Source organism: Nocardioides sp. BP30 (genome assembly GCF_029873215.1).
Classification (GTDB): Bacteria; Actinomycetota; Actinomycetes; order Propionibacteriales; family Nocardioidaceae; genus Nocardioides.
The window spans coordinates 3,096,544-3,120,936 of the sequence record NZ_CP123620.1 but is presented as its reverse complement, the minus strand read 5'-3'; the positions used below and the strand labels follow the sequence as shown (position 1 = coordinate 3,120,936).

18 protein-coding genes are annotated in these 24,393 nt (G+C 70.2%); 11 read left to right on the top strand and 7 right to left on the bottom strand.

Annotated features, from left to right (window positions below):
• The first annotated feature begins 41 nt into the window (after positions 1 to 41).
• Both P5P86_RS14725 and P5P86_RS14720 read left to right on the top strand, forming a co-directional pair.
• A complete protein-coding gene (locus P5P86_RS14725) occupies positions 42 to 2,369 on the top strand; it encodes an arylsulfatase (RefSeq protein WP_280608199.1) in 2,328 nt (775 codons plus the stop codon).
• Between the two features lie 60 nt (positions 2,370 to 2,429).
• Positions 2,430 to 3,410 carry a co-chaperone YbbN gene (locus P5P86_RS14720; RefSeq protein WP_280608198.1) on the top strand — a complete coding sequence of 327 codons (981 nt, stop codon included), beginning with the start codon at positions 2,430 to 2,432 and terminating at the stop codon, positions 3,408 to 3,410.
• Positions 3,411 to 3,499: 89 nt separating this feature from the next.
• Here the strand turns inward: P5P86_RS14720 and P5P86_RS14715 are convergent, their stop codons facing one another.
• The gene (locus tag P5P86_RS14715; protein ID WP_280608197.1) at positions 3,500 to 4,402 is read right to left on the bottom strand and encodes a LysR family transcriptional regulator; all 903 of its coding nucleotides are present in this window, start codon (positions 4,400 to 4,402) and stop codon (positions 3,500 to 3,502) included.
• A gap of 73 nt (positions 4,403 to 4,475) precedes the next feature.
• On the opposite strand from P5P86_RS14715, the gene P5P86_RS14710 reads away from it, so the two are divergent.
• Positions 4,476 to 5,378: an EamA family transporter gene (locus tag P5P86_RS14710; RefSeq protein ID WP_280608196.1), complete on the top strand. Its 903-nt coding sequence runs from the start codon at positions 4,476 to 4,478 to the stop codon at positions 5,376 to 5,378.
• Positions 5,379 to 5,394: 16 nt separating this feature from the next.
• Here the strand turns inward: P5P86_RS14710 and P5P86_RS14705 are convergent, their stop codons facing one another.
• Genes P5P86_RS14705 through P5P86_RS14685 form a run of 5 tightly spaced genes read right to left on the bottom strand, consistent with a single transcriptional unit; the run spans position 5,395 to position 13,625 of the window.
• On the bottom strand, positions 5,395 to 6,159 hold the full coding sequence (locus P5P86_RS14705; RefSeq protein WP_280608195.1) for an NUDIX hydrolase: 765 nt from the start codon (positions 6,157 to 6,159) through the stop codon (positions 5,395 to 5,397).
• Positions 6,156 to 8,402 (bottom strand): 1,4-alpha-glucan branching protein GlgB, encoded by a 2,247-nt coding sequence (gene glgB / locus P5P86_RS14700; protein WP_280608194.1) that lies wholly within the window; start codon positions 8,400 to 8,402, stop codon positions 6,156 to 6,158. The genes P5P86_RS14705 and glgB overlap by 4 nt, the downstream gene beginning before the upstream one ends.
• Positions 8,399 to 9,892, bottom strand: coding sequence for a maltokinase N-terminal cap-like domain-containing protein (locus P5P86_RS14695; RefSeq protein WP_280608193.1), 1,494 nt, complete (start codon positions 9,890 to 9,892; stop codon positions 8,399 to 8,401). Before P5P86_RS14695 ends, glgB begins: the two co-directional genes overlap by 4 nt.
• Positions 9,889 to 11,649 (bottom strand): maltose alpha-D-glucosyltransferase, encoded by a 1,761-nt coding sequence (gene treS, locus P5P86_RS14690; RefSeq protein WP_446724907.1) that lies wholly within the window; start codon positions 11,647 to 11,649, stop codon positions 9,889 to 9,891. The genes P5P86_RS14695 and treS overlap by 4 nt, the downstream gene beginning before the upstream one ends.
• A complete protein-coding gene (locus P5P86_RS14685; RefSeq protein ID WP_280608192.1) occupies positions 11,646 to 13,625 on the bottom strand; it encodes an alpha-1,4-glucan--maltose-1-phosphate maltosyltransferase in 1,980 nt (659 codons plus the stop codon). Before P5P86_RS14685 ends, treS begins: the two co-directional genes overlap by 4 nt.
• Positions 13,626 to 13,692: 67 nt before the next feature.
• Between P5P86_RS14685 and P5P86_RS14680 the strand changes: the two genes are divergently transcribed.
• Genes P5P86_RS14680 through glgP form a run of 3 tightly spaced genes read left to right on the top strand, consistent with a single transcriptional unit; the run spans position 13,693 to position 17,417 of the window.
• Positions 13,693 to 14,358: an aquaporin gene (locus P5P86_RS14680; protein WP_280608191.1), complete on the top strand. Its 666-nt coding sequence runs from the start codon at positions 13,693 to 13,695 to the stop codon at positions 14,356 to 14,358.
• Positions 14,355 to 14,747: an arsenate reductase ArsC gene (locus P5P86_RS14675; protein WP_280608190.1), complete on the top strand. Its 393-nt coding sequence runs from the start codon at positions 14,355 to 14,357 to the stop codon at positions 14,745 to 14,747. The genes P5P86_RS14680 and P5P86_RS14675 overlap by 4 nt, the downstream gene beginning before the upstream one ends.
• A 48-nt stretch (positions 14,748 to 14,795) precedes the next feature.
• Positions 14,796 to 17,417, top strand: a complete 2,622-nt coding sequence (gene glgP, locus P5P86_RS14670) for an alpha-glucan family phosphorylase (protein WP_280608189.1) — start codon at positions 14,796 to 14,798, stop codon at positions 17,415 to 17,417.
• A 24-nt stretch (positions 17,418 to 17,441) separates the two neighbouring features.
• Here glgP and glgX read toward each other — a convergent pair whose 3' ends face one another.
• Positions 17,442 to 19,637 carry a glycogen debranching protein GlgX gene (glgX, locus tag P5P86_RS14665; RefSeq protein WP_280608188.1) on the bottom strand — a complete coding sequence of 732 codons (2,196 nt, stop codon included), beginning with the start codon at positions 19,635 to 19,637 and terminating at the stop codon, positions 17,442 to 17,444.
• A 64-nt stretch (positions 19,638 to 19,701) separates the two neighbouring features.
• Here glgX and P5P86_RS14660 point away from each other — a divergent pair, with 64 nt between their 5' ends.
• The 5 genes from P5P86_RS14660 (at position 19,702) to P5P86_RS14640 (ending at position 24,365) form a co-directional block, all read left to right on the top strand.
• The gene (locus tag P5P86_RS14660; RefSeq protein ID WP_280608187.1) at positions 19,702 to 20,496 is read left to right on the top strand and encodes an enoyl-CoA hydratase/isomerase family protein; all 795 of its coding nucleotides are present in this window, start codon (positions 19,702 to 19,704) and stop codon (positions 20,494 to 20,496) included.
• 2 nt (positions 20,497 to 20,498) lie between these two features.
• On the top strand, positions 20,499 to 20,834 hold the full coding sequence (locus P5P86_RS14655) for a hypothetical protein (RefSeq protein ID WP_280608186.1): 336 nt from the start codon (positions 20,499 to 20,501) through the stop codon (positions 20,832 to 20,834).
• A gap of 179 nt (positions 20,835 to 21,013) precedes the next feature.
• Complete coding sequence (locus P5P86_RS14650; protein ID WP_280608185.1) at positions 21,014 to 21,796, top strand: electron transfer flavoprotein subunit beta/FixA family protein; 783 nt, start codon at positions 21,014 to 21,016, stop codon at positions 21,794 to 21,796.
• 27 nt (positions 21,797 to 21,823) lie between these two features.
• Positions 21,824 to 22,801 (top strand): electron transfer flavoprotein subunit alpha/FixB family protein, encoded by a 978-nt coding sequence (locus P5P86_RS14645; protein ID WP_280608184.1) that lies wholly within the window; start codon positions 21,824 to 21,826, stop codon positions 22,799 to 22,801.
• 184 nt (positions 22,802 to 22,985) lie between these two features.
• A complete protein-coding gene (locus tag P5P86_RS14640; RefSeq protein WP_280608183.1) occupies positions 22,986 to 24,365 on the top strand; it encodes a phospholipase D-like domain-containing protein in 1,380 nt (459 codons plus the stop codon).
• Positions 24,366 to 24,393: the final 28 nt, after the last annotated feature.

Below are 24,393 nucleotides of genomic sequence, written 5' to 3'. Positions count from 1 at the left end.
CTCGCCGATGGCGGTGAGCCGCATCGCACCCAGGAGTCGTCGTGGCCAAGCAGTTCGCCGGAGTCGTCAACCTCGACGTGCGGGACTCGGTCCCGGACTGGACCCCGTTCCGGGAGTCGGCGGCGCCGGATGGCGCACCGAACGTGCTGCTGGTCCTCTACGACGACACCGGGCTGGCCGCCTGGTCGCCGTACGGGGGTCGGATCGAGATGCCGACGATGCAGCGGCTCGCCGACAACGGCCTGACCTACACCCAGTGGCACACCACCGCTCTGTGCTCGCCGACCCGCTCGTGCCTGCTGACCGGGCGCAACCACCACCAGAACGGCTTCGCACAGATCGCCGAGGGCGCGCAGGGCTTCCCCGGACACACCGGTCACATCCCGATGGAGAACGCCACCATCGGCGAGGTGCTGCGGGAGAACGGCTACAACACCTTCTGGGTCGGCAAGAACCACAACGTGCCGCTGGACGAGTGGGCGATGGGCGCCACCAAGCGCAACTGGCCGCTGGCCCGCGGGTTCGACCGGTTCTACGGCTTCATCGGCGGCGAGACGAACAACTGGTATCCAACGCTGGTCGAGGACAACCACTACGTCGAGCAGCCCTACCTGCCGGAGGAGGGCTACCACCTGTCCAAGGACCTCGCCGACAAGGCGATCGGCTTCATCGCCGACAGCAGGACGACCGCCCCGGACAAGCCGTGGTACCTGTGGTTCTGCCCGGGAGCCAACCACGCTCCGCACCATGCCCCCGAGGACTACATCGCGAAGTACGCCGGTCAGTTCGACGACGGCTACGAGGCCTACCGCGAGTGGGTGCTGCCCCGGATGATCGAGCGCGGCATCCTCCCTCCGGACACGGAGCTGACCAGCATCAATCCGCTCCCGGGCGAGGCCGCACAGCCGATGGACCACGTCAAGCCCTGGGACACCCTCGGCGAGGAGGAGAGGCGCCTGTTCGCTCGGATGGCCGAGGTGTACGCCGGCTTCTCCGAGTACACCGACGCCCAGGTCGGCCGGATCGTCGACTACCTCGAGGAGACCGGCCAGCTCGAGAACACGATGATCATGTACTGCGCCGACAACGGCGCCTCGGGCGAGGGCAGCCCGGTGGGGACGGTGAACGAGAACAAGTTCTTCAACGCCTATCCCGAGGACCTCCAGCAGAACCTCGCGATGCTCGACCAGCTGGGCTCCCCGGACACCTACAACCACTATCCGACGGGCTGGGCGACGGCGTTCTCGACCCCGTTCAAGATGTTCAAGCGCTACACCTACCAAGGTGGTGTCGCCGACCCGCTCATCGTCTCCTGGCCGCGAGGCATCGAGGCCCGCGGTGAGGTGCGCAACCAGTACCACCACGCGGTGGACATCGTGCCGACCATCCTGGAGTGCGCAGGACTGGAGATGCCCGACGAGGTCCTCGGCTACGCGCAGACACCGCTGCCCGGGGTTTCCATGAAGTACTCCTTCGCTGCGGACGGACCGACCGAGAAGCACATCCAGTACTACGAGATGATGGGCACGCGGGCGCTGTGGCACGAGGGCTGGCATGTCGTCGCCCAGCGCGCCCCCCAGCAGGGCGGTGATGCCAAGGCCCTGGTCAACGACACCTGGGAGCTGTACCACTCCGCGGTCGACCGGGCCGAGGCCCACGACCTGGCGGCGGAGCACCCCGACAAGGTCAAGGAACTGGTCAATCTCTGGTACGTCGAGGCCGGCAAGTACGACGTCCTGCCGCTCGACAACCGGTCGATAGCCGATCTGGTGGCGGCGCAGCCGGTCGCCGAGATCCCCGAGGGCGGGATCTACCGCTACTACCCGGGCACGCTGCCGATCCCGGAGTTCAACGCGGCGGAGATCCGGGGCCGCTCGTTCAAGATCCTCGCCCAGGTCGAGATCGCCGATGGTGACGCGCACGGCGTACTGCTCGCCAACGGCGCCCGCTTCGGTGGCCACAGCCTGTTCGTGAAGGACCGCCGGCTCTGGTACGCCTACAACTTCCTCGGCATCCCGCCCGAGCAGCAGCTCTCCTCGCCCGACGAGCTCGCCCCCGGTCAGCACGTCCTCGGGGTGGAGTTCACCAAGGAGAGCCACGGGGAGCACGGGGAGGCCGTCGGGACCGCGACCCTCTACGTCGACGACACGGCCGTCGCCAAGGCGCCCTGGAAGACCCAGCCCGGCCACTTCGCCCTGTGCGGTGAGGGACTCAGCATCGGCGAGGACTCCGCCGACCCGGTCTCGAAGGAGTACAGCAGCCCGTTCGCCTTCACCGGCGGCCGGATCCGGGTGGTCGAGATCAACGTCGGCGACGACCAGTACCTCGATCGCGAGCGCGACTTCCACGCCGCGATGTCGCGCGACTGATCCGGCCCTCCGGATCAGGCCCCGACCCGGTCCGGAGGGCGTCGCCCCTAGAATCGGGGCATGACGCAGCAGCCCTTCTCCCGTCCCGGAGCGATCGACCTCGGCGCGCTGAAGCGCCCCGCTCAGCCGGCGGCCGGCGGCGCACCCGGCGGGGTGCCCGGCAGCGCGCTGGGGAGCGGCCAGGCCGGCGGTGTCACCGGCGGGACACCGGCCACGGGCGGCTCGGCGTACAGCGTCGAGCTGAGCCGCGACAACTTCCAGACCACGCTCGAGGCGTCGATGACGGCGCCTGTCCTGCTGATGTTCTACTCCGCCACCCGGATGCCCGAATCGGCGACCATGGCGCACGACCTGCGCCAGCTCTCCGACGAGTTCGAGGGCCGGTTCCTGGTCGGGCTGGTCGACATCGACGCCGCGCCCGAGATCGCCCAGGCGATGCAGATCCCCTCGATCCCGCTCCTCGTCGGCGTCATCGACGGCCGGCCGCAGCCGCTGCTGCAGGACATCGTCCCGATCGAGGAGCTGCGGACGATGCTGACCCAGGTCTCCCAGCAGCTGACGGTCTCGGGTCTCAGCGGGCGGCACCAGCCCCGTCGAGCCGAGGTCGGCGAGGGTGAGGAGGAGGCGCTGGATCCGCGCTACGCCGCGGCACAGGAGGCGCTCGGCGAGGGCGACATCGACAGAGCCGTCGCGGAGTACCAGAAGCTCGTGGACGCCAACCCCGCCGACAGCGAGGCGGCCGCCGGCCTGGCGATGGCGAAGGTGCTGCAGCGCACCCGCGGCGTCGACCTCAACGCCGCCCGGGCAGCCGCGGCGGCCGACCCCGACGACGTGGACGCGCAGACGCTCTGTGCCGATCTGGACCTGCTCGGCGGCCACGTCGAGGACGCCTTCAACCGCCTGGTCGGGCTGGTGGCGCGCAGCGCCGGGGACGAGCGGAACAAGGCCCGCGAGCACCTCATCGGTCTCTTCGGCGCCGTCGGGAACGAGGACCCGCGGGTGCTGAAGGGCCGGCAGGCGCTGGCCTCCGCGCTCTTCTGAGCCTGCGACGGTTGTGACCCCTGAGGGTCAGAACCGCATGTTGTCGGGCAAAGCTTTGCCCCCCAGCGTGTGGTTGTGACCCCTAGGGGTCACAACCGTCCTCCGGCCTCGAGGAGCGCGTCGAGCAGCGCGGTGATGGCAGGGGAGTCGGTCATGCTGCGCCGGTGCAGTGCCAGGACGCTGCGGGTCGGCACCGGATCGTTGGCCCGTACGGCGACCAGGTCGGCGGCCAGGGTGGCCCGACCCAGCCGCGGTACCAGCGCGATGCCCAGGCCCGCGCCCACCAGGGCAAGATGGGAGTCGAACTCCATCGCGACGTGCGCGATGCGCGGCAGCCGGCCGGTGCCGACGTACATCCGGTTGAGCCACTGCCGGCAGATGGTGCCCTCGGGGGTGGCGATCCAGCCCTCGTCGACCAGGTCCGCGGGCGTGACGGCGGGCTGCCGTGCCAGCGGGTGGTCCGCGCGCATGATCACGTCCGCCAGGTCGGTGCCGATCCGGGTCGCGACGACATGGTCGGGGATCTGGAGCGGTACGTCGCCCCAACTGTGTACCAGGCCGAGATCGGACTCGCCGCGGGCCACCAGGTCGATCGTGTCCCACGGCTCGCGCTCGGCGAGGGCGACCTCGAGCGTCGGGTGCGCGTCGAGGACGGGCGGCAGGGTCGGCGCCACCAGCCCGCGCATCGCCGTGGAGAACGCTGTCAGCCTGACGTCGCCCGCCACCGTCGCGGCCTGGCGGTGCAGGCCCGCCTCGAGTTCCTCGAGGTCGGCGAGCAGACGGGTCCCGCGGTCGACGAGGTGACGGCCGTGCCGGGTCAGCATCACGCCGCGCCCCACCCGCTCCAGGACGGGGACGCCGCTGCTGCGCTCCAGTCGCTTGATCTGCTGCGAGACAGCGCTCGGGGTGAAGCCGAGCGCTTCGGCCGCCGCGACGACCGAGCCGTGGGTGGCGACGGCTCGCAGCGAGACGAGGGCATCCAGATCGATCATGAAGTGATGCTACCGAATGGGATGCAGTTCTATTCGCTGGTGCTACAAGGTCTCGTTCGGCCACGATAGGTCCATGAGCCGTCGTGACTCACTCCTCGCCGCACTGGTCGCCTCCGTATGGGGCTTCAACTTCGTGGTGATCGACTGGGGGATGGGCGGCGTGCCGCCGCTGCTGTTCGCGGCGATCCGCTTCACCTTCGTCGCCCTGCCGGCCTGCTTCCTGGTGCCGCGGCCGCAGGCACGGTGGCGGACGGTGGCAGCGGTCGGGATCTTCATGAGCCTGGGCCAGTTCGGCTTCCTCTACGCCTCGATGCATGCCGGCATGCCGCCGGGACTGGCGGCGCTCGTGCTGCAGGCGCAGGTGGTCCTCACCGTGGTGCTGGCGGCGGGAGCGCTGCGTGAGCGCCCGTCGGTGGCGCAGATGGCCGGGGTGCTGCTCGGCGCCCTCGGCCTGCTGATCGTGGGGTGGGGCCGAGGCGGTCACGTACCGGCCGGGGCGCTGTTGCTGTGCCTCGCGGCCGCCGTGTCGTGGGCGATCGGCAACGTCGTGTCCCGGGCCGCTCGGATCAGCGGCGGTGGTCTCTCGCTCACCGTCTGGTCGGCCCTCGTCGTCCCCGTGCCGCTGCTGGCGCTCTCGTTGGTCCTCGACGGCCCGCATGCCGTGGGCGAGGGGCTGCAGGCGTTCGGCTGGCACGCCGTGCTCTCCACCGTCTACACCACCGTGCTCGCCTCGCTGGTCGGCTACGGCATCTTCAACACCCTGCTCGCTCGCAATCCGTCCTCGGCTGTGGTGCCGTGGGTGCTGCTCGCCCCGGTGGTCGCCGCAGCGACGGCCTGGCCGTTGCGGGGAGAGGTGCCCAACGGCGCCGAGCTCGCCGGTGGCGCGCTGCTGATCCTGGGCGTGCTGATCGCGCAGGGCGTGCTGCGGCGGCACGCGCCCCGTGCGGTGGTGGCGCGCGCTGAGGTGTCGCGGTGACGCGGACGACGAGCCGCTAGGACCGGCCGCTCTCGGTGAACGGCGACCCGTGGCCGTGCGCTCGCGCCAGCGCCGACTCGATCCGGCGGGTGGTGAAGTCCGCGGCCAGCTCGCGGACCTCGTCGAGGGACTTGAACGCGACGGAGCGGATCTCCCGCTCCTCGCGGACGATGCGCTCGAGCAGCGAGGCGTCGTGGACGCCACCGTCGAAGACCAGGCACAGGGCGTCCTCCCAGCCGCTCCACGGGGGCAGCCAGTCGGTGAGCAGCAGCTCACCGGCGGGGATCGTGAGGCCGAGCTCCTCCTCGAGCTCACGGGTCACGCCGGCGCGCGGGGACTCGTCGACCTCCACCACGCCACCCGGCAGGTCCCAGTCCTGCTTGTAGGTCAGCTGGCACAGGAGCACCCTGTCCTCGCCGTCGCGCACCAGCATCTGCCCGATCGCGCGCTTGCGTGGCAGGAACGAGTTCAAGATCGCGCGGAAGCCCTCCGGCTCCTGCAGCGGCAGGTCACTGGCGAGGCGGGCGTAGACGATCCGATCCACCGCGGAGCCCTCGATCGTCACCCCGCGCATCAGTCCCTCGCGTCGCATCCCCGACCAGGTGGCGGTCCGCTGCGCCTGGGCGTCCTCCGGGTCGACGAGTGCCTCCACCCGGGCGTGGGTGAGCAGCGCCGAGGCCACCTCGCGGCGTACGACGTCGACCGGCTCCGTGGCGGCCCAGGCGATCCGCGCGACCCCGTCGCCGACGGTCTCGACGGTCGTCAGCGGCTGGTCGGTCATGCGGTCACTGTAGCGGCGCCCTCAGGCTCCGGCGGGTCCACCTCCGCTCCCGCTCGGCGCAGCCAGACCGTCGCGAGCGGCGGGATCGTGATCGAGGCGCGGGCGGGCTGACCGTGCGAGTCGCCCACCTCCGCCCGCACCGAGCCGAGGTTGCCCGCACCCGAACCGCCGTAGGCGTCGGCGTCGGTGTTGAGCACCTCCTCCCACACGCCCTCGGCGGGCAGGCCGAGCACGTAGCCGTGCTGCGGGACGGGGGAGAAGTTGGCGATGCAGACCAGCGGCGAGGCGCTGCCCTCCGCATCCGGACCCGTGGACGCGAAGCGGGTGAAGGCGTAGACGTTGTTGGCGGTGTCGTCGGCGATGAGCCACGCGAAGCTCTCCGGCTCGTCGTCGCGCGACCACAGCGCCGGCGTGTCCCGGTAGAGCGCGTTGAGGTCACGGATGACCGCCTGCACGCCGCGGTGCTCGGGGTGCTCGAGCAGCCACCAGTCGAGCTCGCGCGACTCGGCCCACTCCGACTCCTGGGCGAACTCGCTGCCCATGAAGAGCAGCTGCTTGCCCGGATGCGCCCACATGAAGCCGAAGTAGGCGCGCAGGTTCGCCAGCTGCTGCCAGCGATCGCCCGGCATCTTGCGCAGCAGCGAGCCCTTGCCGTGCACCACCTCGTCGTGCGAGAGCGGCAGCACGTAGTTCTCCGACCAGGCGTAGCTGAGCCCGAACGTCATCTCGTGATGGTGATAGGCGCGGTGCACCGGGTCGTGACGCAGGTAGTCGAGCGTGTCGTGCATCCAGCCCATGTTCCACTTGAACCCGAAGCCCAGGCCACCGGCGTCGGTCGGTCCGGTCACGCCGGGCCAGGCCGTGGACTCCTCGGCGATCGTGGCGATCCCGGGGGAGCGCTTGTAGGCGGTGGCGTTCATCTCCTGCAGGAACTGCACCGCCTCCAGGTGCTCGCGGCCGCCGTGCTCGTTCGGCAGCCACTCGCCGTGGCCACGGCCGTAGTCCAGGTAGAGCATCGAGGCCACGCCGTCCACCCGCAGCCCGTCGGCATGGAACTCCTCGAGCCAGTAGACGGCGTTGGAGTAGAGGAAGTTGCGCACCTCGCGCCGGCCGAAGTCGAAGATGTGCGAGCCCCACTCGGCGTGCCAGCCCCGGCGGGGGTCCGGGTGCTCGTAGAGCGGGGTGCCGTCGAAGCGGGCCAACGCCCACGGGTCGGTGGCGAAGTGGCCCGGCACCCAGTCCAGGATCACGCCGATACCGGCCTGGTGCAGCCGGTCGACCAGGTACTTGAAGTCGTCGGGGTTGCCGAACCGGCTGTCCGGCGCGAAGTAGCCGGTGACGTGATAGCCCCAGCTGCCGCCGTACGGGTGCTGCATCACCGGCATCAGCTCGACGTGCGTGAAGCCGAGGTCGGCGACGTAGCCGACGAGCTCCTCGGCCAGGTCGCGATAGGAAAGCCCGCGTCGCCACGAGCCGAGGTGCACCTCGTAGATCGACATCGGCTGGTCGACGCCCTGGCGTCGAGGGCGTGCGCTCTGCCACGCGTCGTCGTCCCAGGTGTAGGACGACTCCCACACCACCGAGGAGGTGGCCGGCGGCACCTCGGCGTACGTCGCCATCGGGTCGGCCCGCTCGGACCACTGTCCGTCGGCGCCGAGGATGATGAACTTGTAGTGCGCGCCGGTGCCGACATCGGGCACGAAGATCTCCCAGACGCCGGACTCGGCGAGCATCCGCATGGGGTGCTCGCGGCCGTCCCAGGAGTTGAAGTCGCCCTTGAGCCGTACGCCGCGGGCGTTGGGCGCCCACACCGTGAACGAGGTGCCGCTCACCGGACCGGCCGGGCCGTCGTAGCGGTGGATGCGCGCGCCGAGGGCGCGCCACAGCTCCTCGTGCCGGCCCTCGTTGAACAGGTGCAGGTCCAGCTCGCCGATGCTCGGCAGGAACCGGTACGGGTCGTCGACGACGTGCTCCTCGCCCGCGTAGGTCACCGCCAGGCGGTAGTCCGGCACGTCGGCCAGCGGCAGCACGCCCACCCAGACGCCGTCGTGCTCGTGGGTCAGCGCGGCCTCGCCGCCGGGCCAGCGCACCACCACCGACTCGGCGAGCGGCTTGAGCGCCCGGACGGTGATCCCGCCGGCGTGCGGATGGGCGCCGAGCACCCCGTGCGGACTGCGGTGCTCGCCGGCCACGATCATGGCCAGCTCGTCGGTGGGGATGGGCATCACGGGCACGGTGGTCATGAAGCTCCGATCCGCGCGACCGCTGCCAACGGGATGTCGATCCAGCTGGGGCGGTTGCGCGCCTCGTAGACGGTCTCGTACACGGCCTTGTCGGCGACATAGGCGTCGAGCAGGATGCGCTGCTCGCGCGTCAGGTCCCCGCCGTAGGCCACCACGAAGTGATTGCGGGCCCGGTTGGCCCATTCGTCGGCCCGGTTGGCCAGCATCTCCTCGAGGTCCGAGGTGGTGCCCGGGTCGTCGGGTTGTTGGTGCAGCACGGCGTGCGGTGCGTAGTCGAAGGAGCGCAGCATCCCGGCGACGTCACGCCACGGCGAATCGGGCAGCAGCCGCTCGGCCAGCGGCTTGGCCGGCTCGCCCTCGAAGTCGACGATCTTCCAGCCCAGGGACGTGCGCAGCGTCTGACCCAGGTGGAGGTCGCCGTGGATCCGCTGCACGTCCAGCTCCTCCAGGTCCGCGACCCGGTCGAAGACCGCCCCGAGGGCCTCGCCGTACGGCGCGAGCTCGGGTACGGCGGCCATCGCGGTCTCCAGCCGTGCCCGCATCGCGGCGGCGAGCGCGATCGCCGCGTCCCGGCCGCGGTGCTCGACCGGGAAGTGGGTCGCCAGGTCGCGGTGCACCTCCGCCAGCGCCTCGCCCAGCCGGGCGGCCTCGGCGGCGAAGTCGCCGCCCGACTCCGAGGCGTGCACCTCGGGATCGGCGAAGAGGTTGCGCACCGAGGCCAGCGCCAGGTCCCAGCCGTCGCTGGCGGTGCGCAGGAACCGCTGCAGCATCGCCAGCTGGACGGTGGTGGGCCCCTCGCCGAGGTCGACGACCGCGTCCAGCCAGCCGTAGAGGTCGGCGATGTGGGTGCTCTGGACGTTGGTCAGCACCTCGTGGATCTGGATGTCGGGGTTCACCCCGGGGGTGACCTTGCGGAACACCTTCATGATGGCGTCCTCGCCGTACGCGACCGAGGAGTTCGACTGCTGCCCGGAGAAGAGCGTCGAGTGCGCCTCGAGGTCCAGGTCGTGCCCCGGCAGCCGGTGGAACTGCAGGTCGCTGTCGGCGTCGATGTGGCCGCTGCTCGCGGCGTGGAACGCCCGGTGCCAGCACGCCATCGCCTCACGGTCGTGCAGCGCGTCGTAGGCGTGCACCCAGCCGTAGTCCGGGTCCTGCCACCAGCCGACGAAGGCGTGGTCGAGCCGGCCCTGCGGGTGCTCGTAGAAGGCCAGCGGGATCTGGTACAGATCGCTGCCGCCCTCGGCGTCCTCGAAGCGGACCTCGACGAGGTGGATCACCACGTAGGGGCTGTTCTCCACCCGGCCGGGCACCTCGCCCACGACCAGGATGGCGCCGACGCTGAACGGGCGGCCCTTGCCGCCGAACCAGCGGGTTCGGCCCAAGTAGTCGACGAAGACCTTGGGGTCGAGCCTCCTCGCCTCGGGGGTCGGGGCCGGGAGGCCGTTCCCCTCGGATCCGGCCTCGGTAGTGCTCGGCGGTACGTCCGTCACAGCAGCGCTCCCTCCTCGGTCGGCTCGACGGGATCGACGAGTCGGAACCAGTAGAACCCGTACCCACCCAGCGTCAGGAGATACGGCAGCTCGCCGATGACGGGGAAGGAGACTCCGCCCAGCACCTCGACGAGCTGCTTGCCCTCGAAGCGGCGCAGGTCGATCTCGGTCGGCTGGGGGAAGCGCGAGAGGTTGTTGACGCACACGATCACCTCGGTGCGGCCGTCGGGGTGCTCGAGGTCGCGGCTGTAGGCCAGCACCGACGGGTTGGTGCCGCCCAGGTCGTGGAAGGTCCCCAGACCGAACGCCGGGTGCTGCTTGCGGGCGTGGATCATCCGCTGGGTCCAGCGCAGCAACGAGGACTGATCCTCCATCTGCGCCTCGACGTTGACCGCCTGGTAGCCGTAGACGGGGTCCATCACCAGCGGGCGGTCGAGCTTGCCCGGGTTGGCCGTGGAGAAGCCGGCGTTGCGGTCGCCGGACCACTGCATGGGGGTGCGTACGCCGTCGCGGTCACCCAGCCAGATGTTGTCGCCCATCCCGATCTCGTCACCGTAGTACAGCACCGGCGAGCCGGGCAGGCTGAGGAGGAGCGCGGTGAAGAGCTCGATCTGGTTGAGATCGTTGTCCAGCAGCGGGGCCAGCCGGCGGCGGATGCCGATGTTGGCCTTCATCCGTGGGTCCTTGGCGTACTCGCCCCACATGTAGTCGCGATCCTCGTCGGTGACCATCTCCAGGGTCAGCTCGTCGTGGTTGCGCAGGAAGATGCCCCACTGGCAGCCGGCCGGGATCGGCGGGGTCTGCTCCAGGATCTCCGAGATCGGGTAGCGGGACTCGCGCCGTACGGCCATGAAGATGCGCGGCATCACCGGGAAGTGGAAGGCCATATGGCACTCGTCGCCGCCGACCTCCGGATCGCCGAAGTACTCGACCACGTCGGCCGGCCACTGGTTCGCCTCGCACAGCAGCACCCGGTCGGGGTACTCGTCGTCGACGATCTTGCGGACCTTCTTCAGCATCTCGTGGGTCTCGGGGAGGTTCTCGCCGTTGGTGCCAGGCCGCTCGTAGAGATAGGGCACGGCGTCGAGGCGGAAGCCGTCGATGCCCATGTCGAGCCAGAAGCGCAACGCGTCCATGATCGCGTCGTGGACGGCCGGGTTGTCGAAGTTGAGGTCCGGCTGGTGGGAGAAGAACCGGTGCCAGAAGTACTGCTGGCGCACCGGGTCCCACGTCCAGTTGGACGGCTCGGTGTCGACGAAGATGATCCGAGCCTCCTGGTAGAGCTCGTCGGAGTCGGACCAGACGTAGAAGTCGCCGTAGGGGCCCTCGGGGTCCTCCCGCGAGGCCTGGAACCACGGGTGCTGGTCGCTGGTGTGGTTCATGACGAAGTCGATGATCACCCGGATGCCGCGCTCGTGGGCTGCGTCGAGGAACGCGTGGAAGTCCTCGACCGTGCCGACCTCGGGCAGCACGCCGGTGTAGTCGGCGACGTCGTACCCGCCGTCGCGCAGCGGGCTGGGGAAGAACGGCGGCAGCCACAGGCAGTCCACCCCGAGCCACTGCAGGTAGTCGAGCTTCTCGCTCAGGCCGCGGAAGTCGCCGGTGCCGTCGCCGTTGGAGTCCTTGAACGAGCGGACCAGGACCTCGTAGAAGACGGCTGTCTTGAACCATTCGGGCTGGATCGAGATGGGCTGGCTGGTGATCGGTGCCTCCACGATGGACGGGCTCGGGACGGGTGGCAGCGACTGCGCGCTCAAAGGCTGCTCCTGACGGTGAGGATGTGGGCGGACTCATGGCCCGGGTCGAGCCGGACGTAGTTGTCCCGGCCCCAGGTCCAATCCTGCCCGCTGATCTCGTCGTGGACGGCGTAGTACTCGCCCGCCACGCCCAGGTCCGCCGGATCGAGGTGGACGGTCGTCTCGCGCGTTCCGTGCGGGTCGAGGTTGATCACCACGATGACGGTGTCGGAGCCGGCGGTCTTGGAGAAGCAGAGCACGTGGTCGTCGTCGCTGCTGTGGACGGTGATGTTGCGCAACAGCTGGAGGGCGGGGTGCTCGCGGCGCAGCGCGTTGAGACGGGTGAGGTAGGGCGCCAGGGTGCGCTCCTCGGCCGCTGCCGCCGCCCAGTCGCGCGGGCGCAGCTGGTACTTCTCCGAGTCCAGGTACTCCTCGCTGCCCGGGCGGACGGCGACGTGCTCGAACAGCTCGTACCCCGCGTAGACACCCCAGCTCGGCGAGGCCATGGCCGCCAGGGTGGCGCGGATCTTGAAGGCCGCGGGGCCGCCGTACTGCAGGAAGGCGTGCAGGATGTCGGGAGTGTTGACGAAGAAGTTCGGCCGCATGAGGTGGTCGGACTCGCTCGACACCTCGCGCAGGTAGTCCTCGATCTCGGTCTTCTCGTTGCGCCAGGTGAAGTAGGTGTAGGACTGGTGGTAGCCGATCGCGCCCAGCCCGTGCATCATCGCCGGGCGGGTGAACGCCTCGGAGAGGAAGAGCACGTCGGGGTCGGTGGCCCGGACCTCGGCCAGCAGCCGCTCCCAGAACGCCAGCGGCTTGGTGTGCGGGTTGTCCACCCGGAAGATCCGTACGCCGTGGGCCATCCACAGCCGGACCACGCGCAGCACCTCGGTGAAGATGCCGTCGGGGTCGTTGTCGAAGTTGACCGGGTAGATGTCCTGGTACTTCTTCGGCGGGTTCTCCGCGTAGGCGATGGTGCCGTCGGCACGGGTGGTGAACCACTCGGGGTGTGCCGCCACCCAGGGGTGGTCGGGCGCACATTGCAGCGCCAGGTCCAGCGCGATCTCCAGGCCCAGCTTGTTCGCCCGGGCCACGAAGGCGTCGAAGTCCTTGAACGTGCCGAGCTCGGGGTGGATCGCGTCGTGGCCGCCGTGCCGGGAACCGATCGCCCAGGGGCTGCCGGTCCACTCCGCCGGCGCCGGGCCCGGGGGATCCATCACGGCGTTGTTGGGACCCTTGCGGTTGACCTCGCCGATCGGGTGGATGGGAGGCAGGTAGAGCACGTCGAAGCCCATCGCCGCCACCGCGTCCAGGCGCTTCGCGGCGGTGCGGAACGTGCCACTGCGCAGCCGTCCGGTCTTCGGGTCTGCGGTCGCACCCTCCGATCGCGGGAAGAACTCGTACCAGCTGCCGAACAGTGCGCGCGGCCGGTCGGCGTACACGGGGAAGGGCCCCTCGGTGCTGAGCAGCTGGCGCAGGGGGTTCTCGTACAGCACCCGGGCGAGCTCGGGGGAGGTGATCGCCGCGAGCCGCGCCTCGACCGGCCGGGTCGGGTCCCCGCACGCGTCCAGCGCGCTCTCCAGGACCTGCCGATCGGTCTCGTCGGCGACCTCGACCTCCACCTCGTCCAGCAGGAGCCGGCCCTCGGTGAACATCAGCTCGACGTCGACGCCGGCCTCGATCTTGATCGGCGCGTCGTGCAGCCACGTGGCCAGCGGGTCGGACCAGGCCTGCACCTCGAAGGTCCAGGCGCCCTCCTGGTCCGGGGTCACCCAGGCCTCGTACCGGTCCGTCCCCGGTGCGATCAGGCGCATCCGGGCGGGAGGCCGGCGCCCGCCAGCGGGGTCGATGGCGACCACCTCGCAGCCGAGCAGATCGTGGCCCTCCCGGAACACGGTCGCCCGAACCGGGAAGGGCTCGCCGAGCGTCGCCTTCGCGGGGTGGCGGCCGCGGTCGACGAGGGGCATGACGTCCATGACGGGTATGCGTCCGACCATGCACCCAAACTATCCAGAACCGGGCCCGACCATGCGGGCGCCCGGCGCCAGCCGGGAGGATGTGACGGTGATCTACCTCTACCGTCGCGCGGTGGCCGAGCTGCTCGGCACGGCGTTCCTGGTGGCAGCCGTCGTCGGCTCGGGCGTGATGGCCCAGCGGCTCTCGCCGGACGACGTCGGTCTGCAGCTGCTGGAGAACTCGCTGGCGACCGGTGCCGCGCTGGTCGCCCTGGTGATCGCCTTCGGTTCGGTCTCGGCGGCCTTCAACCCGGTCGTGACCCTCGTCGAGATGGCACTGGGCCGGCTCTGGCTCGCCGAGGCGGTGCTGCTGGTCCTCGCGCAGCTGGTCGGCGGGCTGCTCGGCGCGGTGGGCGCGAACCTCATGTTCGGCCTCTCGGCGGTGAGCGTCTCGCACCACCATCGGGCGTCGGGCGCGCACCTGTTCGCCGAGGTGGTGGCGACGGTCGGCCTGATGCTGGTCATCCACGGGGCACTGCGCCGTACCCATCTGGAGTCGGTGGCGATGGCGGTCGGCGCCTACATCGCGGCGGCGTACTGGTTCACCTCCTCGACCTCGTTCGCCAACCCGGCCGTGACGATCGCGCGGTCGCTCTCCGACAGCTTCGCCGGCATCGCGCCGGCGAGCGTGCCGCCGTTCCTGCTCGCCCAGGTGCTGGGCGGTGCGCTGGCCCTCGTCCTGATCCGCTTCCTCCATCCCCAGGAGTCCCGATGACCGCCACCGTGCTGTTCGTCTGCGTGCACAACGCCGGCCGTTCCCAGATGGCGGCGGGCTTCCTGCGCGCGCTGGGAGGTGATCGGGTGCAGGTGCTCTCGGCGGGCTCCCTGCCGGCCGATCGGATCAACCCGACAGCTGTCGCCGCGATGGCCGAGGTCGGCATCGACATCGCCGGGGAGCAACCCACGGTGATCACCGACGCGGCGGTCCGGCAGGCCGACGTCGTGGTCACGATGGGGTGTGGTGACGCGTGCCCGTTCTTCCCCGGCACGCGCTACGAGGACTGGCCGCTCGAGGATCCGGCCGGGTTGGGCATCGCGTCGGTCCGGCCGATCCGCGACGAGATCCGCCAGCGGGTGCTGGACCTGCTGGCCAGCCTGGACTGATCGCGTCACACGCCTCGACATCTGGCGATCCTGCGTTAGTTTCGAGGTATGCGCGCGATCCGTCGTTTCACGGTCCGTCCTGTCCTGCCCGAGCCCCTCTCGGCGCTCGGCACCCTCGCCGGCAACCTGCGCTGGTCCTGGCACGGGCCGGCGCAGGACGTCTTCGCGGCGGTCGATCCACAGCTGTGGCAGCAGGTGGAGCATGATCCGGTCCGGCTGCTGGGAGAGGTCTCCCGCAGCCGCTTGGACGAGCTCGCGGCCGACGAGGTCTTCCTCGACCGACTCCGGGAGGCCCAGCGCGACCTGGACCGCTACCTGACCGAGGACCGCTGGTACCAGCGGTCGGTCATCGGGTCCGAGCAGGGCGGACCCGCGGCGATCGGCTACTTCTCCCCGGAGTTCGGCGTGGCGGCGGTGCTGCCGCAGTACTCCGGCGGCCTCGGCATCCTGGCGGGCGACCACCTCAAGGCGGCCAGCGACCTGGGCGTGCCGGTCATCGGGGTGGGCCTGCTCTACAAGCACGGCTACTTCAGCCAGGGGCTCTCCCGCGAGGGCTGGCAGCAGGAGTCCTACCCGGTGCTCGACCCGGCCGGGCTGCCGATCGCGGCACTGCGCGAGCCGGACGGCCAGCGCGCCACCGTCACCATCGACCTGCCCGACGGGCAGACGCTCACCGCACGGATCTGGGTCGCCTCGGTGGGCCGTGTCCCGCTGCTGATGCTCGACGCCGACGTCGAGGAGAACAGCGAGGGCCTGCGGGAGGTGACCGATCGCCTGTACGGCGGGAACTCCGAGCACCGACTGCGCCAGGAGCTGCTGCTCGGCGTCGGGGGCGTGCGGGCGCTGCGCGTCTACAGCCGGCTGACCGGTGCGCCCGCCCCCGAGGTCTTCCACACCAACGAGGGCCACGCCGGCTTCCTGGGGCTGGAACGCATCCGCGAGCTGACCACCGACCCCGACGGCCCGCGGCTGGACTTCGACACCGCGCTGGAGGTGGGTCGCGCCTCGACTGTCTTCACCACCCACACGCCGGTGCCTGCCGGGATCGACCGGTTCCCGCGGACGCTGATCGAGCAGTACTTCGCCGAGGGCGGTGGCGCCGTTCCCGGGGTGCCGCTGGCGCGGGTGCTGGCCTTCGGCAGCGAGGACTACGAGGGCGGCGACCCCGGTGTGTTCAACATGGCGGTGATGGGCTTCCGGCTGGCCCAGCGCGCCAACGGTGTCTCCCAGCTGCACGGCCACGTCAGCCGGGAGATGTTCAACGGGCTGTGGCCGGCCTTCGACGAGGCGGAGGTGCCGATCGGCTCGATCACCAACGGCGTGCACGCACCCAGCTGGGTGGCCCGGGAGTTCTTCGCGCTGGCCCAGGCGGAGGGCGCCGACCCCGCCAGCGACGACACCGACGCATTCTGGGCCGCGGTGGACAAGGTGCCCGCCGAGCGCGTCTTCGCCACCAAGCGCACGCTGCGGGCGCGGCTGGTCGAGGACGCCCGCCGGCGGCTGCACGCCTCCTACCGCCGGCGGGGCCTGGCCTCGGCCGAGCTCACCTGGATCGACCAGGCGCTGGATCCGGAGGTGCTGACCATCGGCTTCGCGCGCCGGGCCGCGTCGTACAAGCGACTGACGCTGATGCTGCGCGACCCCGAGCGCCTGCGCCGGCTGCTGCTGGATCCGGAGCGGCCGGTCCAGCTGGTGATCGCGGGCAAGGCCCATCCCGCCGACGACGGCGGCAAGAAGCTGATCCAGGACATCGTCCGGCTCGCGGACGACCCCTCGATCCGGCACCGCATCGTCTACCTGCCCAACTACGACATCGGGATGGCCCAGCCGCTCTACCCCGGCTGCGACGTGTGGCTGAACAACCCGTTGCGCCCCTACGAGGCCTGCGGCACCTCGGGCATGAAGGCCGCGCTCAACGGTGGGCTCAACCTCTCCATCCTCGACGGCTGGTGGGACGAGTGGTACGACGGCGACAACGGCTGGGCGATCCCGACGGCCGACCCGTCGACGGCGTCGGGGGAGTCGCTGGACCAGGACCGGCGCGACGACCTCGAGGCCGCCTCGCTCTACGACCTGATCGAGCACGAGGTGGCGCCCCGGTTCTACGACCGCGGCGAGGACGGCGTGCCGGTGCGCTGGGTCGAGATGATGCGCCACACCCTGAAGTCCCTGGGCCCGAAGGTGCTGGCCACCCGGATGGTGCGCGACTACGTCCGCGAGCTCTACGCCCCCGCGGCATCGGCGGTGCACTCGCTCGTCGACCGCACGCAGGCGGACGGGTACGGCGAGGCACGCGAGCTGGCCGCCTGGAAGCAGCGCGTCCGCGCGGCCTGGGCCACCGTACGGGTGGAGCACGTCGAGGGCACCGCCCCGCGGCATCCCGAGGTCGGCGCGAGCCTCGAGGTACGGGCCTATGTGGCGCTGGGTGCCCTCACCCCCGAGGACGTGGAGGTGCAGCTGGTGCACGGACGCACCGACGACAACGACTGCATCGTCGCCTCCGCGTTGACGCCGCTGGAGCTCGTCGAGACCTACGACGGTGGTCGCTACTGCTTCGCCGGCACCGTCGCGCTGGACCGGCCCGGCTCGTTCGGCTACACGGTCCGCGTCGTGCCGCGCAACGCCCATCTCGCCTCGGCCGCCGAGCTCGGCCTGGTGGCGATCGCCTGATCGCCCGCGCTCGCCCGCGCTTCCTCAGCGGTCGAGCGAGCGCAGCACGAGGTAGGTCTTCGGCCCGAGCTCCAGCCGCTCCCCGGAGGTCACCGTCGTGCCCTCGGCGATGCTCGGGTCGGTCGAGAGCACCACCTCGCCGGCGTGCACCCACTCGTTGACCGGCAGGGTCACCTCGACCGGCTGGTCGGCGGCGTTGCTCCACAGCAGGAAGGAGTGGTCGATCTGCTGCTCCCCGTGCGGCCCGGGCGAGCGCAGCGGTGAGCCGGTCAGGAACGACCCGACGGTGGCGAGCCCGGTGTCGGCCCAGTCCGCATCCGCCATCTCACGGCCGGTCGGGTGCAGCCACACGATGTCCTTGGGGCCACCCAGGATCGTCGGCTTGCCCTCGAACCAGTGCCGCTGGCGCAGCACCGGGTGCTGACGGCGCAGCCGCAGCGCGGTCTTGGTGATCTCGTAGACGTCCAGCCACGCGTCGTCGGGGCGCCAGTCGATCCAGGAGATCTCGTTGTCCTGGCAGTAGGCGTTGTTGTTGCCCCGCTGGGTGCGTCCGCGCTCGTCGCCCGCCACGATCATCGGTACGCCGTTGGCGAGGCACAGGGTGACCATCAGGTTGGCGGCCTGGCGGCGGCGCAGGGCGGTGATAGCGCCGTCGTCGGTCTCGCCCTCGACGCCGTGGTTGCAGGAGCGGTTGTTGTCGCTGCCGTCACGGTTGTCCTCGCCGTTGGCCTCGTTGTGCTTGCGCTCGTAGGAGACGAGGTCGCGCACGGTGAAGCCGTCGTGGGCGGTGATGAAGTTGACCGAGTTGTACGCCGAGCGGCCGTCGTCGGCGTACAGGTCCGAGGACCCGGCGAGGCGGGTGGCGACGTTGCGCACGCCCCCCGAGCGGCCGCGCCAGTAGTCGCGGATCGTGTCGCGGAACTGGTCGTTCCACTCCACCCACGGCGGCGGCATCCGGCCGACCAGATAGCCGTCCATGGAGGCGTCCCACGGCTCGGCGATCAGCTTGACGTGCCGCAGCACCGGGTCCTGGCCGATCGCGATCAGCAGCGCGTTGTGGAAGTCGATCTCGTAGCCGGTGCGGCACAGTGCGGGCATGAGGTCGAAGCGGAACCCGTCGACGTGCATCTCGGTGACCCAGTAGCGCAGCGAGTCCAGGATGAGCCGCAGGGCGAGGTCGTCCCAGCTGTTGACCGTGTTGCCACAGCCGGTGACGTCCCAGTAGGTGTCGTCGAAGCCGGGCGCGAAGTCGCCGCCGCCGGTCGGGACCGGCGGGATCACGCGCTTGTAGAACCCCCGGTCGTCCAGCCCGCGGAAGGAGATCGTCGGCCCGAGCGGGCCGGCCTCGGCGGTGTGGTTGTAGACCACGTCGAGGATGACCTCGATCCCGGCTCGGTGCAGCGCCTTGACCATCTGCTTGAACTCGGTCACCTGGCCCCCGCGGTCGCCGGAGGCGCTGTAGGCGGCGTCCGGGGCGAAGTAGGAGACGGTGTTGTAGCCCCAGTAGTTGACCAGGCCGCGGTCCAGCAGCGCGGGCTCGGAGAAGAACTGGTGCACCGGGAGCAGCTCGACCGCCGTGATGCCGAGGTCCTTGAGGTAGTCGACGACCGCCGGTGTGGCCAGGCCGGCGTACGTGCCGCGCAACTCCTCGGGCACGCGGTCGTGCAGGTGGGTGAAGCCCTTGACGTGGAGCTCGTAGATGACGCTGTCGCGCCACCGCACCCGCATCGGGGTGTCGCCCTCCCAGTCGAAGGCCGGGTCGATGACCACCGAGCGGGCCGTCACCGGCGCCGAGTCGGTCGGGTCGAGTTGGGTTGGGTCGTCCCAGTCGTAGCCGAACAGCGCCTGCTCGTTGCGGATGGTTCCCGAGGTCGCCAGCGCGTACGGGTCGAGCAGCAGCTTGTTGACGTTGAACCGGTGACCCTGGGCCGGGTCCCAGGGGCCGTCGGCGCGGTAGCCGTAGCGCTGGCCGGGTCGGATGCCGGGCAGCCGGCCGTGCCAGATCCCCAGCGACTGCTCGGTCAGCCGGTAGCGGGTCTCCACCTCCTCGACCGACCCGTCGGACCCGTCCGAGAACAGGCACAACCACACCGCTGTGGCGTTGGGTGCGTAGACGGCGAAGTTCGTCCATTGCTCGGTCCACTCCGCACCGAGGGGCCAGTTGCGCCCCGGCCAGACGGTGGCGGACTCGCCGAGCTTGCTCCAGATACCGGGTTCCACTCGGAGCATTCTTGCGGATCGGCCCGCAGGCCAGGCCCTCCGGATATGCCCTAGGGTCGGCTCCATGACTGGTACTGGTGAGTACACCGGCGAGTTCGTCCGTCTCGAGGTGGCCGACGGGGTCGCGACGCTGCGGCTCGACCGGCCCACGATGAACGCGATCAGCTTCCAGGTGCAGGCCGAGCTCCGGGCCGCGGCCGAGGCGGCCACCGCCAGCCCCGAGATCCGGGCGGTCGTCCTGTACGGCGGCGAGCGGCTGCTGGCGGCCGGCAACGACGTCAAGGAGATGGCCCAGCTGTCCTATGCCGAGATGGTCGATCGCTCGGCCGGGGTGCAGGCGGCGATCACCGCCCTGGCGCAGATCCCCAAGCCGACGGTCGCGGCCGTCACCGGCTACGCGCTGGGCGGTGGCTGCGAGCTGAGCCTGGCCGCCGACCTTCGGTTCGCCTCGCCGAAGGCCGTCTTCGGTCAGCCCGAGGTGCTGCTCGGCATCATCCCGGGTGCGGGTGGCACGCAGCGGCTGGCGCGGCTGGTGGGGCCGAGCCGGGCCAAGGACATCATCTTCACCGGCCGGTTCGTCGACGCCGAGGAGGCCCTGGCGATCGGGCTCGTCGACCGCGTGGTCGAGGACCCGTACGCCGAGGCGCTGACCTGGGCGCGACAGTTCGCCCAGGCGGCGCCGTACGCCGTGCGGGCGGCCAAGGAGGCGATCGACAGCGGCCTGGCCAGCGACCTGGCCACCGGGCTGGAGATCGAGCGGCAGCAGTTCGCGGCCGTCTTCGCCACCGAGGACGCCCGGTCGGGGATGCGTTCCTTCGTCGAGAACGGGCCCGGCAAGGCCACCTTCGAGGGGCGCTGAGGATGGCCGAGACCAAGACCGCCGCGACGGGCATCGCCCGCGCCCGCACCGTGCTGGCCCAGGTCGTCTGGACGCTGGCCGTGCTCGCCGCACTGTTCCTGGCCCTCGGCGCCCTGCTGATTGCGGTCAAGGCGAACGGGGACAACGCGCTGGTGAAGTTCGTGCTGAAGGTGGCGGACGCGGTCGATCTGGGTCTGTTCGACCGCTACAACGGCATCAAGCAGTTCACCGGCCACAACGCCGCCATCAAGGATGCGTTGTTCAACTGGGGCCTGGGCGCGCTCGCCTGGCTCGTGGTGGGCCGGATCCTGGACCGGATCCTGCGCCCCGGACGCTGACGCGAACGCGTCCGATGACGCCGGTGTGACCTCCCGCACTGCCAGAGCGAGGAGGCGTGTGACATTCTGCACTGCGGGGCGCCGTGAACAGGTGCATACCCGCCGGTAACATCGGCGTCGTCCTACGACCATCACAGGAGGGGCCGCTCCGGCCGCACACCATGAACATTGTTGTCTGTGTGAAGTACGTGCCCGACGCGACGGCCGACCGCCGCTTCGAGGCTGACAACACCGTCGACCGCGTCGACGTCGACGGCCTGCTGTCCGAGCTCGACGAGTACGCCGTCGAGCAGGCGCTGCAGATCAAGGAGAAGCGCGCCGATGAGGAGATCGAGGTCACCGCGTTGACGGTGGGCCCCGAGAAGGCCGTGGATGCGGTCCGCAAGGCGCTGCAGATGGGCGCCGACAAGGCCATCCACGTCCTCGACGACGCCATCGCCGGCTCGGACTATGTCGGCACCTCGCTGGTGCTGGCCGAGGCGATCAAGAAGGCCGGCGGCGGCTCGGTGCCGGACCTGGTCGTGTGCGGCCTGGCCTCCACCGACGCCTCCGGCTCGGTGGTCCCGGCCATGCTGGCCGAGCGTCTCGGCGTCCCGCAGGTCACGCTCGCCTCGGTGGTCGAGACCCAGGGTGACCAGGTCCGGATCAAGCGCGACACCGACACCGCGACGGAGGTCGTCGGCGGCACCATGCCGCTGGTGCTGTCGGTCACCGACCAGTCGGGGGAGGCGCGCTACCCCTCGTTCAAGGGCATCATGGCGGCGAAGAAGAAGCCGCTGGAGACCTGGAGCCTGGGCGACCTGGGCGTCGACGGCGGCCAGCTCGGCCTGGCGGCCGCGTGGACCGCTGTCGAGGACACCGCTGCCCGCCCGCCGCGCACCGCCGGCGAGATCGTCAAGGACGAGGACGGCTCGGGCGCCAAGGCGCTGGCCGACTTCCTCGCCTCGAAGAAGTTCATCTGAGCACCGGCGAGATAGGGAGAATTGGACATGTCTGAGGTTCTGGTCCTCGTCGACGCTGTGCCTGACGAGCAGGGCAACGTCGCAGTGAAGAAGCCGACCTTCGAGCTGCTCACCATCGCCAAACGACTGGGCACGCCCTCGGCCGTCTTCGTCGGCCCGGCCGCGCAGGTCGAGACCGTCGCCGAGGCGGTGAAGAAGTACGGCGCCGAGAAGGTCTACGCGATCGACGACGCCGAGATCAAGGGTTACCTGGTGGCCCCCAAGGCCGAGGCGCTGCAGCAGGTGGCCTCGGGCAAGGACCTGGCAGCGATCCTGCTGGCCTCCTCCGCGGAGAACAAGGAGGTCGCGGGCCGGTTGGCGATCAAGCTGGAGTCCGGTCTGATCACGGACGCGGTCGATGTCGACGGCGGGGACGGGGGAGTCACGACCACTCAGTCGGTCTTCGCCGGCAACTACACCGTGCAGGCCAAGGTCACCCGGGGCACGCCGATCATCACGGTCAAGCCGAACTCGGCCGCGCCGGAGGAGTCGGCCGGCGCCGGGGCGGTGGAGAACGTCGCCGTGACGATCTCGGACGCCGCCAAGACCGCCCAGATCGTGGCGACCCAGCCGCGGCAGGCGACCGGCCGCCCGGAGCTGACCGAGGCCGCGATCGTGGTCTCGGGTGGTCGCGGCACCGGGGGCAACTTCGAGCCGGTGGAGAACCTGGCCGACGCCCTGGGGGCCGCAGTGGGTGCCTCGCGTGCCGCCGTCGACTCCGGCTGGAAGCCGCATTCCTTCCAGGTCGGCCAGACCGGCAAGGTCGTCTCCCCGCAGCTGTACGTGGCCAACGGCATCTCCGGTGCGATCCAGCACCGCGCGGGCATGCAGACCTCCAAGACCATCGTGGCGGTCAACAAGGACGAGGAGGCGCCGATCTTCGAGCTCGTCGACTTCGGCGTCGTGGGCGACCTGCACACCGTCCTCCCGGCGCTGACCCAGGAGATCAACCAGCGCAAGGGCTGAGAAGTCGACACAGCGGGCCGCCGGACCTCCGGCGGCCCGCTGTGTCGTGCAGCCGTCTGGGCCGTACCTGTGAATATCCCGGGGACGTGGCTCTGAAACCCGCAAATCACAGCAGTCACAGGTACAGTCACCGGGAATTCTCGGATCTAGAGGGGGAGGGCCGGTGCTGGCTCGACGATGGACGGTGGCAGGTGCCACCGCGGCGATGGCGACGCTGATGGCAGCGGCGGTCGTCGCGCTGCCCATGCAGGCCGACGGGGCGCCCGGGAGCACGCCGACCACGACGGCGAGCGCATCGCCGAGCGCGACCCCCACCACGACACCCACGCCGCCGGTGGTCAAGAAGCCGTGGATGCCCGACCTGGGGCCGGCCTTCAACAACCCGCTCGGGTCGCAGAAGCAGAAGTACGTCGTCAACACCCGCATCCTCAAGGCGGTCAAGCACGCGAAGCCGAACAGCACGATCCGCTTCTCGACGTACTCCTTCGACCGCGAGGACATCACCAAGGCGCTCTACCAGGCGCACAAGAAGAAGCACGTCAACGTGCAGGTGGTGGTGAACCACAACGTGGTTACGCCGAACGAGCTGTGGCTGCAGAGGCGGCTCGGCAAGAACACCAAGAAGTCCAGCTTCTTCCACATCTGCCGGGGTTCCTGCCGCGGCAAGGGTGGCGGCAACGAGCACGCCAAGATCTACTCCTTCAGCGCCACCGGCGGCGCCAAGGACCTGATGATCGAGAGCTCGGGCAACCTGACCAGCGGTGCGGCCGCGGGTCAGTGGAACGACGTCTTCTCGATCATGGGCAACACCAAGCTCTTCGACACCTGGGTGAAGGTCTTCAACCAGTACAAGAAGGACAAGCCGGTCAAGAAGCGGACGATCCTCTACAAGTCGAAGCAGCTCGACGTGACCTGGCACCGGCTCAACACCGCCGCGACGTCGCAGCCGATCGCGACCAAGGACAAGGTCACCACGATCAGCGCGCGGAAGAAGAAAAAGAAGAAGGCCGGCGACCCGGTCCTGGCGCGCCTCAACAACGTCAGCTGCAGCACCAGTGCCGCGCACGGCGACGGCAAGGGCCACACCGTCATCCGGATCATCATGTACGCCTGGTTCGGCAACCGGTCGGTGCCGATCGCGCGGAAGGTCGCGGCGCTCAAGCACGCCGGCTGCAACGTCGAGGCCATCCTGACCGAGCCCGGTGGGCAGACCGTCAGCATCCTGCGCGCTGCAGGGGTGCCGCTGCGCGACGCCGCCTGGAACTACGGCGAGAAGCTGGCCACCGACGGCTCGAAGCAGGTCTGGGGTCCGCGGCTGTACTCCCACCTGAAGTGGATGCTGATCAGCGGCAAGTACAACGGCGTCAACCAGGACATCGTCTTCGCCGGCTCGGAGAACTGGTCGGGCATCTCCTTCTCCAACGACGAGGTGACCCTGCAGCTGACCGGCGCCGCCTTCTACAAGGCCTACCTCGGCCAGTTCAACCACATGTGGACGACCAACGCCACGCACACCGAGACCGGCCGCGAGGACTACGGCTGGCCGCCGAAGCCCTGGAACTGACCCTCATCGGGACAGGTTCGAACCGGTC